Origin of the sequence: Xanthomonas sp. NCPPB 1128 (assembly GCF_001043115.1) — a bacterium.
Lineage (GTDB): Bacteria > Pseudomonadota > Gammaproteobacteria > Xanthomonadales > Xanthomonadaceae > Xanthomonas_A.
In genome coordinates this window covers 12,907-25,567 of sequence record NZ_LFME01000011.1, presented here as the reverse complement: position 1 = coordinate 25,567, position 12,661 = coordinate 12,907, and the positions used below count along the sequence as shown (strand labels likewise).

Genomic DNA, 12,661 nt, shown 5'->3' with positions numbered 1-12,661 from the left:
CGGTGGCCTCAGTTGGACTCGGTGAAGGAGATCGACGGGGTGCTGCCACCGGCCGTCGAGCAGCTGCCCAGGTTGAGGTTGTTGGTCTCGCCGGTGCTGCCGGCATTGGCCGCGCAGGTCGGGGCGGCGGTGGAGCCGTTGGTGGCGGCCACCTTCACCGTGATCGACGAGCCGGAGTTGAAGTTGGCGCTGGAACCGCCGGCGTTGCCGACCACGTTGAACTCGGCGTCCTTCCAGACGGTGGCCAGCTTGACCACGCTGTCCTTGGCGCTGACGCTGTAGGCGGTGCCGTTGTTGGTGAAGGTGATGGTGTCGTTGCCGTTGGCGGTGGCCGAGCCGGTCAGCTTGAGGTTGGCCAGTTGCGTGGCCGGCACGTCCGGCGCGCTGACCGCGTTGCTGTTGCGGTAGCAGTCCGAGCCGCCGCCGCTCATCCAGCCGCTCGGGCAGCTGCTGCCGTAGCCGATCAGCCAGTACTGCATGAACACCGCGGCCTGGCCCTGGGTCTCGTAGTCGGTGGCGTAGACGAACTGCTGCCACACGGTGCAGCCGGAGCGGCCGCCGCACACGCTGGTGGTGGCGTTGTAGTTGGAGTTGATCTGCAGCGAGTACTCGTTCGGGCCGAGGATGCCGCCGCCGCCGAAGGACGCCACGCCGACGCCCTGTTCCGAGGTCACGCCGGTGACCTGCGGGAAGCTGCCTACGACCTTGCTGATCAGGCTGCTGGAACGCAGCGCGTAGTCGTAGCCGTTGCCGGTGGTTTCGGTGGCGCCGAACAGGATCTTGTGCGGGATCGGATGCACGCGGCGGGTCAGGGTCTTGCAGGTGTCCGCTTGCCACTGCGTATCGGGGAAGTTGGCATGGAAGCAGCCTTCCGCCGGCGTCGGTTGATGCGCCATGGTTTCGCGCCAGGCGGTGCGGGCCTGGACTTGTGCGGGCGACATCATCGCTTCTTCGTTGGTCCAGGCCGGCGTCGCCGTCGGCGCGGCCATGGCCGCGGGGACGTGCAGCAGACCAATGACGCAGGAGGCGAACAGCAATCGGGTGGATGCTTGCATCTGTGACCTCGTTCGAGCCGAGCGCATTCGGCAATGGACTGCGGAGTACCCGCGGTCGGCCGCCATGGAAGCCGAAGCGTGCGCGTCTGAAACGTGACTGAATTAACGGTTCGCAACCGTGTCGCATGGTTCAGCAAGCGCTGTCGGAGCGAACCTTTCATTCATCCCGAAACTCTATGGTTTTCAACAGGATCGGCTACGACAGAATTCCGATGTTGGTGAATCGTGTTTGAAGCGCCCGTAGACAAATCATCACCGTGTCACGGGGAGTGCGGTAATGCGGCGCCCGCAGCAGCGGGATCAGCCAGCAACGCGTGGACCGCGCGCGCCGAACAGCGCGGTGCCGACCCGCACCATGGTGGCGCCCGCAGCGATCGCGTCGGCGAAGTCGCCGCTCATGCCCATCGACAAGGTGTCGACCTGCGGATAGGCCGTGCGCAGCCGCGCGAACAGGGCGTGCATGCGCGCGAACGCGTCGATGCGGCGCTCGGCCTCGGGCCAGGGCGCGGGAATGGCCATCAGCCCGCGCAGGGCCAGCGTCGGCTGCGCAGCGATGGCCGCGGCCAGGGCGTCCACGGCGTCGGGCTGGCAGCCATGCTTGCTGGCCTCGTCGTCGATGTTGACCTGGATCAGCACGTTCAGCGGCGCGGACGCGGCGGCGCGGCCCTTGGCCAGGGCGGCGACCAGCTTGGGCCGGTCCACGGTCTGCACCCAGTCGAACAGCGTCGCCGCCAGTTCGGCCTTGTTCGACTGCAGGTGGCCGATCAGGTGCCACTCCAGTCCGGCCTCGGCCAGCGCGGCGATCTTGGCCGCCGCTTCCTGCACGTAGTTCTCGCCGAAGGCGCGCTGCCCCTGTGCGGCCAGTGCCGCCACGGCCTCGGCCGGCTGGGTCTTGGACACCGCCAGCAACTGCGCGTGCGGGCGCCCTGCGGCGTCGGCGGCGCGGTCCATGTCCAGGCGGATCTGTTGCAGCGGAGAGAGGGGCACGAGCGGCGTTCCGGCAAAGGGAAGGGCGCTATACTGCCGGCCGGGGAATCATCCTTCCAGTCGCAGCCCAAGGGGAAAAGCAGCGTATGGATATCGCTGAACTATTGGCGTTCTCGGTCAAGAACAAGGCGTCCGACCTGCACCTGTCCGCGGGCCTGCCGCCGATGATCCGGGTCGATGGCGACGTCCGCCGCATCAACATTCCGGCGCTGGACCACAAGCAGGTGCATGCGCTTGTCTACGACATCATGTCGGACAAGCAGCGCCGCGACTACGAGGAATTCCTCGAGGTCGACTTCTCCTTCGAGATCCCCAGCCTGGCGCGCTTCCGCGTCAACGCGTTCAACCAGAACCGCGGCGCCGGCGCGGTGTTCCGCACCATTCCCTCCGAAGTGCTGACCCTGGAAGACCTGGGTTGCCCGCCGATCTTCCGCCAGCTGATCGACCAGCCGCAGGGCCTGATCCTGGTCACCGGGCCGACCGGTTCGGGCAAGTCGACCACGCTCGCCGGCATGATCGACTACATCAACAAGAACGAATACGGCCACATCCTCACCGTCGAGGATCCGATCGAATTCGTGCACACCTCGCAGAAGTGCCTGATCAACCAGCGCGAGGTGCACCGCGACACCCACGGCTTCAACGAGGCGCTGCGTTCGGCGCTGCGCGAAGACCCGGACATCATCCTGGTCGGCGAGTTGCGCGACCTGGAAACCATCCGCCTGGCGCTGACCGCGGCCGAGACCGGCCACCTGGTGTTCGGCACCCTGCACACCAGCTCGGCGGCCAAGACCATCGACCGCATCATCGACGTGTTCCCCGCCGGCGAGAAGCCGATGGTGCGCTCGATGCTGTCCGAATCGCTGCGCGCGGTGATCTCGCAGGCGCTGCTGAAGAAAGTCGGCGGCGGCCGCACCGCGGCGTGGGAGATCATGGTCGGCACCCCCGCCATCCGCAACCTGATCCGCGAGGACAAGGTGGCGCAGATGTACTCGGCGATCCAGACCGGCCAGCAGAACGGCATGCAGACCCTGGACCAGCACCTGCAGGACCTGGTCAAGCGCAGCCTGATCACCCGCAACCAGGCCCGCGAGTACGCCAAGGACAAGCGGTTGTTCGAGTAGCGGGGATTGGGGAGTCGGGATTGGGGATTCGCAAACGCGGGTCTCTCCGATCCTAGGATGCCCGCTCTTACCAATCCCCAATCCCGACTCCCCAATCCCCGCTCCGAAGGAGCACGCCATGAGCACCATCGACTTCACCTCCTTCCTGAAACTGATGGCGCACCAGAAGGCGTCGGATCTGTTCATCACCTCGGGCATGCCGCCGGCGATCAAGGTGCACGGCAAGATCACCCCGATCACGCAGACGCCGCTGACCCCGCAGCAGAGCCGCGACCTGGTGCTGAACGTGATGACGCCGGCGCAGCGCGAGGAGTTCGAGAAGACCCACGAGTGCAACTTCGCCATCGGCGTGGCCGGGGTCGGGCGCTTCCGCGTCAGCTGCTTCTACCAGCGCAACCAGGTCGGCATGGTGCTGCGCCGGATCGAGACGCGCATTCCCAGCGTGGACGAGCTGAACCTGCCGCCGGTGATCAAGACCCTGGCGATGACCAAGCGCGGCATCATCATCTTCGTCGGCGCCACCGGCACCGGCAAGTCGACCTCGCTGGCGGCGATGATCGGCTACCGCAACCAGAACTCCACCGGGCACATCATCACCATCGAGGACCCGATCGAGTTCGTGCACAAGCACGAGGGCTGCATCATCACCCAGCGCGAGGTCGGCATCGACACCGACAGCTGGGAGAACGCGCTGAAGAACACCCTGCGCCAGGCGCCGGACGTGATCATGATCGGCGAGGTGCGCACCCGCGAGGGCATGGACCACGCCATCTCCTTCGCCGAGACCGGCCACCTGGTGCTGTGCACCCTGCACGCCAACAACGCCAACCAGGCGATGGACCGCGTCATCAACTTCTTCCCCGAAGACCGCCGCAGCCAGCTGCTGATGGATCTGTCGCTGAACCTGCGCGGGGTGGTCGCGCAGCAGCTGATCCCGACCCCGGACGGCAAGGGCCGCCGCGTGGCGATGGAGATCATGCTCGGCACGCCGCTGGTGCAGGACTACATCCGCGAAGGCGAGATCCACAAGCTCAAGGACGTGATGAAGGAGTCCACCAACCTGGGCATGAAGACCTTCGACCAGAGCCTGTTCGAGCTGTACCAGGCCGGCGAGATCAGCTACGAGGACGCATTGCGCCACGCCGACTCGCAGAACGAGGTGCGCCTGCGCATCAAGCTGGCCCAGGGCGGCGACGCGCGCACCCTGGCGCAGGGCCTGGACGGGGTCGAGATCGCCGAGGTGCGCTGAGCCGGTCCGGCGCGCGAGCGCGAGGCCAGGCGCCCGTGCGATGACGGGCAACCCATGGCATCGCGGCCGTCTCCGGTGCGTTCACGGGTGTCGTGTTTCAGTCAGCCGTCCGCCGTAAGTCCATCGCGGACGCTTCAGCCGAAGGGAGGGAAGCCGCCATGAACGACGTGCCTGAATTGCTCTGGTCGACACAGCCGCATGCCGGCTACTACATCAACTCGGTGGCGGTGTCCGACGATGGCGATGTCATCGTCGCCGGCACCTTTTTCCATCAGTACGGCGGCCTGTCGCAGATTCCCGGGCTGGAAGCGGTGCCGCTCGAGCAACGCAAGATATTCGAACGCATCGCACCCGCGGCCACGCGCAGCGACGTGTGCGACGACCAGCAGGGGTGCTTCGGCACCTATGCCTGGGATCGGGCGGGCAACCTTCTGCTGAAGAAGGAGTTCGAAGGCTGGCAGGGCGTGTACTGGGTCGACGTGGCGGCGGACGGCGGCACCGTGGCCAGTTGCGGCTGGCAGAGCCAGGCACCGTATGCGGGCTTCATCAGTGCCTGGGCGGTTCCCGGCGGAAACGAACTGCTGTCGTATGCGCTCCCTGGCCGCGGCAACATGGTGACGCTGGATGCGCGTGGGCAAACGTTGCTGGCCGGTGCCGAGCAGGGCTATCTGTTCTGCCGCGACGGCGACGGGACCTTCCCCGCCACGCCCGTGTGCATCGCGCTGAGCGCTGGTGGTGACAGCGACAGCGCCGACAGCGTGATGGCCACCGGCCTCGCCGCCGACGGCACGATCGGACTGGTGGCCAGCGCACAGGGCGAGATCATCCTGTTCTCGATCGCGTCCGGACAACCGGCGGCGCTCACGCGCTGGCAGTTGCCCGGGCAGGCCCGCGTGCATGCCGCGGCGCTGTCCGGCGATGGGCGCCGGGCCTATGCCGGTGCCAGCGACGGCACGCTGTACGCCTTCGACGTGGCGACGTTCCAGAAAACGCCTGCGCCAGCCTGGACCGAGACGGTGCCCGAGGGGGCGACGACCATCTATGGGGTGGCCTGCGACCGCGCCGGCGACAAGGTCGCGATCGCCGGCAACCTCAAGGGTGGCGGCGTCGTCGCCGTGTACGCCGATACCGGCACCGCGGCGACGCTGCAGTGGACCGCGCACAGCGCGCACTCGCCCAACTGTCTGGCGTTCGATCCTGGCGGACAGTGGCTGGGGCTGGCCGATGGCCATCCCGACGGCACGCCTGGCGCGTTCAGCGTCTGGAACGCGGGCGACGGCACGCTGCAATGGTCCTATGGCACGGACAACATGAGCTGGCCGATCCGCCTGTGCAGCGATGCGACGGTGGTGGTGGGCGGCAGCGACGACAGCACGGTCACCGCCTTCGTCGGCCCCGGTTCGGCCATCGGCCGTGGCCGGCCGGAGGCGGATGGATGACAGGCTGGGACGCCGAGGCGCCGTTTCGCACGCGCGCCGCGGCGCCGCGCCGTCGCGGCGCGCTGCTGGTGCTGTCGGTGGTGCTGGTGGCGGCGTGGCTGGCGGTCTTCGAGTTGGCGCGGGTCCTGGACTATCAACTGCATGCCAGCCTGTGGTTCCCGCCGGTGGCGGTGACGCTGGCCACGTTCATGGTGCTGGGCTGGCGCGGCGCGCCGGCGATCGCCATCGCCTGCGTGCTGGCCACGCTGCTGAGCTTCTATCGCACGAGTGGCCACCCGGTCGTTCCCGGTCGGGCGGTCCTGGGCTATGCGCTGCTGTTCACCGCGCAACAGTTCTGCATCTGGGGCGGCCTGGCCTGGCTGCTGCGCCGCGTCGGCCGCGCCGTGTCCTCGAGCAGCCTGCCGCGTGTGGTCACCTGCTTCATCCTGGGCGGCGGGGTGGCCTCGCTGCTGTCTGCCTGCCTGGGCGGGGCGGGGCTGGCCGTCACCGGCGCCATCGACTTGCCGAGCATGTTCGCGCAGTTGATCCCGTGGGCGATCGGCGACTACGCCGGCCTGCTGGCGCTCGGTCCGCTGGCGATCGTGGCGGTGCTGCGTCTGGCCGAGCGCCTGCAGATCGCGCCACAGCCGGGGATCCCGCGCTTGTCGGGGATGATCGCGCCGGCCGGAAGCGTCTCCGGCTATCTGGTCAAGCTCGCGTTGCTGCTCGGCGTCACCCTGGCGGTGATGGCGTTGGCGGCGGCGTTGCCGCGGCAGCCGGCGGTGGTGTTCGCGCTGTTCGTGGTGGTGGTGATCCAGTTGTGGATCGTGCATACCCACGGAATGCTGCAGGCGCTGGTGGCGATCGCCGCCTTCAGCCTGTTGATCGCCCTGGCCACGCCGTTGCTGCGGCTCGAGGCACAGGCGCTGGCGCTGCAGTTCGCCATGATCAGCCTGGCGGCGAACAGTTACTTCGGCCTGGCCGTGCCCGGGCTCTATGCCGACAACACGCGATTGCGCCATGCGCTGGTACGCGATCCGGTGACCGGGGCGCTGTCGCGGACCGGATTCCTGGAGCAGGTGCTCAACGATCTGCAGCTGGCCGCGCACGACCCGCGTCCGCTGGCGGTGATCGTCGCCGACATGGACAACCTCAAGGCGATCAACGACCAGTTCGGACATGCGGCCGGCGACGCGGCCTTGCGTGCCCTCGTCAAGCGCTGCCGGCACTGTCTGCGGCCGGGCCAGTTGCTGGGGCGCCGAGGGGGCGACGAGTTCGCGCTGTACCTGCCGCTGACCACGCCGGAGCGGGCGCACGCACTGATCGACACGCTGCGCGCGGCGCTTGCCAAGCCCGGCGAGGACGACGGGTTCGCGACCGGGTTGTCGGCCAGCTTCGGCCTGGCCCTGTGCCACCGCCGCGATCTGGACGCGGAGGCGCTGGAGGAACTGCTCGATCAGGCCGACGCGGCGATGTACGCGGACAAGCGGCGGCATCGCGCGGTGGCCGTTCGCTGATTGAGTCCCTTCTCCCGCCGGGACCATGGCCCCCTTCTCGGGGGAACGGTGCCCCGAAAGGGCGGATGAGGGTGCGGTGCGCCAAAATGCCCCCATGCAAACAGACAACCCGTACGCCGCACCCGCCGCTGCGCTGCCTGACGCCGTGCCCGCTGCAGTGCCCACCGATCCCCTGTCGGCGTTGTTCGCACCGTCGGCAACCAAGTTGGCGCTGCTGTGCGCGACCAGCTTCGGCTGGTATGCGCTGTACTGGTTCTACCGCAACTGGCGCGCGCTGCGCCTGCTGTCCGGGCGCCGGCGCATCTCGCCGGTGTGGCGCTCGGTGTTCTCGCTGATCTGGGTGTTCGCCTGCTTTCGTGCGCTGGAACGCACCATCGGCGCACAGCGCGGCGTGCTGGTCGGCTGGCTGGGGCCTGGGCTTGCGTACGGCTGCCTGAGCCTGATCGGACTGTGGCCTTCGGTGCTGTCGCTGCTGACCCTGCTGGCCTGGACACCGGTGCTGCTGGTCAACCAGCGCCTGGCCCGGTTCAAGCAGGCACGCGGCCTGCCGCGCAGCGCGGCGGAGCGGTTCAGCCCATGGACCTGGGCATGGCTGGCGATCGCCGGGCCGGTGGCGCTGCTGGTGCTGGTCGGGATGGTGATTGCGGTCGTGGCCGGGTCGCATGACATCCAGGTCGACCTGCCCAACTGAGAGATCGCACTGCGCGATTGGGCGGGGAGGGCGAGGCGCCCCTGCGCGTGGATCGAGGCACGGAGCGAGCCATCCGCGCGCTGATTTAAAAGTTTCATGTGCAACCACAACCGCGCTGGTGTCTAATACCGCCCCCCACGCCGTGCCCCTTCCCGTGAGCCTTCCCGATTCCGATCTGCGTCCGGACCTGGACCCGTTGCCCGACGACGGCACCGTCGTCACCGCCGGACCGCTGACCCCGCCGCCGGATTCGGCCGGCACCGTGCAGGATGCGCGCGCGCTGCGCCACAGCGTGGCCGAGGACGTGCAGGGCATGCTGCTGGCGACCCTGGTGGCCTCGCTGGGGCTGGCGGTGTTCGCCCATGGCGGGTTGATGATCGGCGGCATGGCCGGCGTGGCCTTCCTGCTGCACTACGCGCTGGGCTGGAACTTCGGGCTGATGTTCGTGCTGGTCAACCTGCCGTTCTATTGGCTGGCGGTGCGGCGCATGGGCTGGGAGTTCACCCTCAAGACCTTCGTCGCGGTCGCCGCCTGCGGCCTGCTGACCGATTTGCTGCCGCGCTGGGCGCAGTGGGCGACGATGACGCCGCTGTTCTCGGCGCTGGTCGGTGGCGCGCTGGTCGGCCTGGGCATCCTGTTCTTCATCCGCCACCGCGCCAGCCTCGGCGGGGTCGGCATCCTCGCGGTCTACCTGCAGCGCAGCCGCGGCTGGAGCGCGGGCAAGGTGCAGATGAGCTTCGACGCGGCGCTGATGGCGGTGGCGTTCTGGCTGCTGGCGCCGCAGCAGGTGCTGTACTCGGCGATCGGCGCGGTGGTGCTGAGCCTGGTGCTGATGTTCAACCACCGCGCCGGCCGCTACATGGGCGTGTGACATCTGTAGCCGATCGTGGTTGCGCGATCGACGAGGTGCCGCGTATCGCGGTGCGCGGGTCTTTCGTGCGGGCGCGTGCGTAAGAGCGGCTTCCGCCGCGACGCGGCGTTATCGGGAAAGCCCCGTCGCGGCTGAAGCCGCTCCTACGGGGACAGCGGTGTGCCCCGCTGCGCTGCGCCACAACGTGTGACTAGCGGTGCCATTGCGCCGCGGCGAGGCGTCGCGGTGGATCCCACAGATCGGGAACGGGCGCCGCTCCTGCAGACATCGCAACACGTCGCGACAGTCGGAGAGGTCAGGCTCTTCGAGGCAGCTCCTGCAAGACGGAGACATGCCCGCCTGCATCGCGGCAAACCCGCACGACGCGAACTTTCCCTCAGTCGTCGCCGTCTTCGTCGCCGCGCGCCGCGCGCCGGGCACGGCGTCGGCACGCCGAGCCGTTGCGCCAGGCGCCGCGCGTCGAACGGCGCATGCACCTTCATGTCGTTGTCGAAGTAGCAGTACACGTCGCGCCGTGCCCGTGTCGGGGCGCGTGGGCCGACCCGCTGCGCGTCGGCCGGTTCGCCGCCGCGATGCCAGGCATCGATGCGCTGCGCCCAAGTGTCGAGGGCCTTGTCGTCGTAGCCGCTGGCGTAGAGCTGCGCATCGCCGTGCAGGCGCAGGTACAGGAAGTCGGCGGTCACGTCTTCCAGGTACGGCCACTTGCCGGCGGTGTCGGCCTGCACCAGCGCCACCCGGTGCTTGCGCAGCAAGGCCACCGCTTCCGGCGTGGCGAAGCTTGGATGGCGCACTTCCAGCGCATGGCGCAGGCGCCGGTTGCGGTCGATCCGCAGCAGGCTGCGATCGCGCATGCGCGCGCTGTCGCGCTTGCGCGCCAGGGTCAGGGCGGCCTCGCTGGTACGCGGCAGCAGCGTCAGGAAGGCGTCCAGCAGGTCGTGATCGAAGGCCAGCGACGGTGGCAGTTGCCACAGCAGCGGGCCGAGTTTCGGACCCAGCGCGAGCAGGCCGGAGGCGAAGAAATTGGCCAGCGGCTGCTCGCAGTCGCGCAGCCGTTTCAGGTGGGTGACGAAGCGCGGACCCTTGACCGCGAACACGAAGCCGCGCGGGGTGGCGTCGTGCCAGGCGGCATAGCTTTTCGGGGTCTGCAGCGAATAGAACGAGCCGTTGAGTTCAACCGAGCGGAAGCACCGCGCGGCGTATTCCAGTTCCCGCCGCTGGGTCAGCCCGGACGGATAGAAGACGCCGCGCCAGCGCGGATAGCGCCAGCCCGAGATGCCGATGCGCAAGGCCATGCGCCGACCATGCCGGCGGCCTCGTGCAGCGCTCGTGCAGGCCGCGCCAAGGCGGCGTCGTGCCGCTCCTCGCGCACCAGCAACCTCAGCTGGCGCGCATCCACGGCGGATCCAGCTGCGCGATGCGCGCGAACGCCGGGCAGTCTTCGCGGTGCGCGCCGGGCAGGTAGCCCAGGCTCATCAGGAATTCGCCGGTGATCTCGCCACCGGTGAAGCGGAAGGTGCGCTTGAACAGCTTGATCCACTCGGCCTTGCTGCGCGGATGCTGCGCGTCCAGCCAGGCGGCAAAGCTGCCGTGGCTGGCCCGCAGGCGCTGGATCACCTGCGCGTTGTGGATCGCCGCCTGCACCTTGAGCCGGTTGCGGATGATGCAGGCATCGCCGAGCAGGCGCAGCACGTCGGCCTCGCCGAAGGCCGCCACCGTGTCCACGTCGAACCCGGCGTAGGCGGCGCGGAAGCCGGCGCGCTTCTTCAGCATCAGCTCCCAGCTCAGCCCGGCCTGGTTGATCTCCAGCACCAGCCGCTCGAACAGGTCGGCTTCGGCGCGTTGCGGCACGCCGTACTCGTGGTCGTGGTAGTGGCCGTGCACCGGGTGCCCGGGGGCGATATCGCAATAGCTGCTCATGCGGCGGGTATCCGTCAGTCGGTCTGGTCGTTGGGGTCGGCGGGGTACACCTCGGTCCGCCGCGCACCCGGCAATTGCAGGTCGGGCCAGCGCCGCGGCAGCAGCTGCAGCTTGCCGTCACGCAGCGCCTGGTACAGCGCCTCGGCGTTGTCGCCGCGGCGCGGGAACAGGTGGGTTCGCGCCACGTCCTTCCAGCCGCTGCCCAGGTCGGTATGGATGCGGCATTCGACGCCGTAGCCGACGCCGGCATTGCACAGCAGGACGTCGTCGTGGCCATCGCCGTCCAGATCGCGGCGCAGCGCCACGCACTGCGCGCCCTCGCGCCGGCAGTTGCCATCGTCGATCTGCCCGGCCAGCAGCGCTTGCCACCAGGCGGCGCCGGGATCGGCGCTGCCGGCGGCCAGCGCGATGCGCTGGCGCACCTGCAGCGGATCGTTGCTGCGCGGCGCATCCTCGTTGTCGCCGCCCCAGCGCTGCTGGCGCTGCAGCATGCGCTGCAGGCGTTCGCGCTGTACCGGGTCGTCGGCGAAGGCGGGCACCTCGCGCAGCGCCTGCACCGCGCGGTAGCCGCGGCGGCCGCTGTCGAAGCGCAGGTAGGCCAGGTCCAGTTGCGCCGCGCTGGTGCGGCCGTCGGCCAGGCGCTGCAGTTGGTCACCGACGACGAGGCGGTAGGGGTCCAGCAGGGGCGAGTTGGCCGCCAGCGCCAGGCCGATCACCACCCACGACAGCACCCGGTTCACCGGCGCCAGCGGCTGCAGCCAGCGCGCGCCCGGCCGCAGCACCGCCCAGGCATAGCCGCATGCGTAACCGCAGGCGACCACCGCCACCAAGACGCCGGCAAAGCGTTCGGTACTCCAGCCGTATTGCGCGATGCGCAGCCACAGCGCGTACAGCGCCAACCCGGCATACAGCGGCAGGCTGAGCAGTCCGGCGTCGATCACCCGTTGCAGCCAGGCGGGGTAGGGCGCCTCGGCGGCGCCGTCCTGGTACACCGCATTGACGAAGACCACCACCGTCGCCACCACTGCGATCAGGATGCTGGCCGCGGCGCGGGTCTCCCACAGCGGCTGCAGGCCGGTGAACGGCAGGCTCAGCGCGAACAGCACCGCCACGAACGCCAGCAGCGGCAGCAGCCCGGTGCAGATCGCGAACAGGATCTGCCGCATCACCTGCACCGCGCGCTGCTGGGTGCGGCCGATCAGGATGCCCAGGCCGAACATGGTGCCGGTGGCCAGATAGATGAAGGCGGTCTGCCGGAACAGGTCGTAGAACAGGGTCAGCTTGACCAGCGCGAACAAGGCGCCCCACAGCCACAGCACCAGCCAGCAGATACCGATGAACAACAGTGCCAGCGCCAGGGTCAGCGCGTTCTGCCAGGCATGCTCGAACAGGTCGCGGTACGGCGCCTGCCAGCGCCCGTGCTGCAGCCGGCACTGCAGCCACGGCAGCAGCACGAACATCGCCAGCGCCACGGTGGCGCCGAACGGGCCCAGCACCTCGCGCGCGCGCAGGCCGGGCGCGCCGGTGGCGTTCCAGACGGCCCACGCCGACAGCGCCGCCACCAGCACCGCCACCGCGATGGTGTGCTGCCACAGGCGCAGCGCGCCCAGGTGCCGCACCGACAGCAGGGTCATGGTCGGCACGGTCAGCACCAGGGTGTACCAGCACACCTGTCCGCCCAGCGAGCCGAACGGCCACAGGCCGCTCTCGGCGCCGCGCTGCGCCAGGTACAGCAATGCGCCCTGCAGCAGGGCCACTAGCACGATGAAGGCGCGGGTCTGGCGCGGCAGGTCGGGGGGCGTGTCCATGCGTGCGTGCTCCTGGGCGACCGG

Annotated in this window: 10 protein-coding genes and 1 pseudogene; 6 read left to right on the top strand and 5 right to left on the bottom strand. The window is 69.1% G+C overall.

Features of this window, described 5'->3' with window-relative positions:
- Positions 1-8: 8 nt before the first annotated feature.
- Positions 9-1,037, bottom strand: coding sequence for a hypothetical protein (locus ACP93_RS09220; protein WP_048490400.1), 1,029 nt, complete (start codon positions 1,035-1,037; stop codon positions 9-11).
- Positions 1,038-1,355: 318 nt separating this feature from the next.
- Positions 1,356-2,006: a YggS family pyridoxal phosphate-dependent enzyme gene (locus ACP93_RS09215; RefSeq protein WP_048490458.1), complete on the bottom strand. Its 651-nt coding sequence runs from the start codon at positions 2,004-2,006 to the stop codon at positions 1,356-1,358.
- A 122-nt stretch (positions 2,007-2,128) separates the two neighbouring features.
- On the opposite strand from ACP93_RS09215, the gene ACP93_RS09210 reads away from it, so the two are divergent.
- The 6 genes from ACP93_RS09210 (at position 2,129) to ACP93_RS09185 (ending at position 8,912) form a co-directional block, all read left to right on the top strand.
- Entirely contained in the window at positions 2,129-3,166 is a 1,038-nt protein-coding gene (locus ACP93_RS09210; RefSeq protein ID WP_010344138.1) for a type IV pilus twitching motility protein PilT, read from the top strand.
- 118 nt (positions 3,167-3,284) lie between these two features.
- Positions 3,285-4,415, top strand: a complete 1,131-nt coding sequence (locus ACP93_RS09205) for a PilT/PilU family type 4a pilus ATPase (RefSeq protein WP_010344137.1) — start codon at positions 3,285-3,287, stop codon at positions 4,413-4,415.
- A 158-nt stretch (positions 4,416-4,573) separates the two neighbouring features.
- A complete protein-coding gene (locus ACP93_RS09200) occupies positions 4,574-5,854 on the top strand; it encodes a WD40 repeat domain-containing protein (RefSeq protein WP_048490399.1) in 1,281 nt (426 codons plus the stop codon).
- A complete protein-coding gene (locus ACP93_RS09195; RefSeq protein WP_048490398.1) occupies positions 5,851-7,350 on the top strand; it encodes a GGDEF domain-containing protein in 1,500 nt (499 codons plus the stop codon). The genes ACP93_RS09200 and ACP93_RS09195 overlap by 4 nt, the downstream gene beginning before the upstream one ends.
- A 94-nt stretch (positions 7,351-7,444) precedes the next feature.
- On the top strand, positions 7,445-8,041 hold the full coding sequence (locus ACP93_RS09190; protein ID WP_048490397.1) for an MFS transporter permease: 597 nt from the start codon (positions 7,445-7,447) through the stop codon (positions 8,039-8,041).
- A gap of 154 nt (positions 8,042-8,195) precedes the next feature.
- Positions 8,196-8,912: a YitT family protein gene (locus ACP93_RS09185; RefSeq protein ID WP_053069717.1), complete on the top strand. Its 717-nt coding sequence runs from the start codon at positions 8,196-8,198 to the stop codon at positions 8,910-8,912.
- Positions 8,913-9,319: 407 nt separating this feature from the next.
- Here the strand turns inward: ACP93_RS09185 and ACP93_RS09180 are convergent.
- The 3 genes and pseudogenes from ACP93_RS09180 to ACP93_RS09170 form a co-directional block, all read right to left on the bottom strand.
- A pseudogene (locus tag ACP93_RS09180) lies at positions 9,320-10,204 on the bottom strand (DUF72 domain-containing protein); the annotation flags it as partial.
- An 85-nt stretch (positions 10,205-10,289) separates the two neighbouring features.
- On the bottom strand, positions 10,290-10,829 hold the full coding sequence (locus ACP93_RS09175) for a DNA-3-methyladenine glycosylase I (RefSeq protein WP_048490396.1): 540 nt from the start codon (positions 10,827-10,829) through the stop codon (positions 10,290-10,292).
- 14 nt (positions 10,830-10,843) lie between these two features.
- Entirely contained in the window at positions 10,844-12,637 is a 1,794-nt protein-coding gene (locus ACP93_RS09170) for a DUF4153 domain-containing protein (protein ID WP_048490395.1), read from the bottom strand.
- Positions 12,638-12,661: the final 24 nt, after the last annotated feature.

Coding starts and splice junctions, on each gene's coding strand:
- ACP93_RS09215 (WP_048490458.1), bottom strand. CDS start 2,006: ATGGACCGCGCCGCCGACGCCGCAGGGCGCCCGCACGCGCAGTTGCTG.
- ACP93_RS09210 (WP_010344138.1), top strand. CDS start 2,129: ATGGATATCGCTGAACTATTGGCGTTCTCGGTCAAGAACAAGGCGTCC.
- ACP93_RS09205 (WP_010344137.1), top strand. CDS start 3,285: ATGAGCACCATCGACTTCACCTCCTTCCTGAAACTGATGGCGCACCAG.
- ACP93_RS09200 (WP_048490399.1), top strand. CDS start 4,574: ATGAACGACGTGCCTGAATTGCTCTGGTCGACACAGCCGCATGCCGGC.
- ACP93_RS09195 (WP_048490398.1), top strand. CDS start 5,851: ATGACAGGCTGGGACGCCGAGGCGCCGTTTCGCACGCGCGCCGCGGCG.
- ACP93_RS09190 (WP_048490397.1), top strand. CDS start 7,445: ATGCAAACAGACAACCCGTACGCCGCACCCGCCGCTGCGCTGCCTGAC.
- ACP93_RS09175 (WP_048490396.1), bottom strand. CDS start 10,829: ATGAGCAGCTATTGCGATATCGCCCCCGGGCACCCGGTGCACGGCCAC.
- ACP93_RS09170 (WP_048490395.1), bottom strand. CDS start 12,637: ATGGACACGCCCCCCGACCTGCCGCGCCAGACCCGCGCCTTCATCGTG.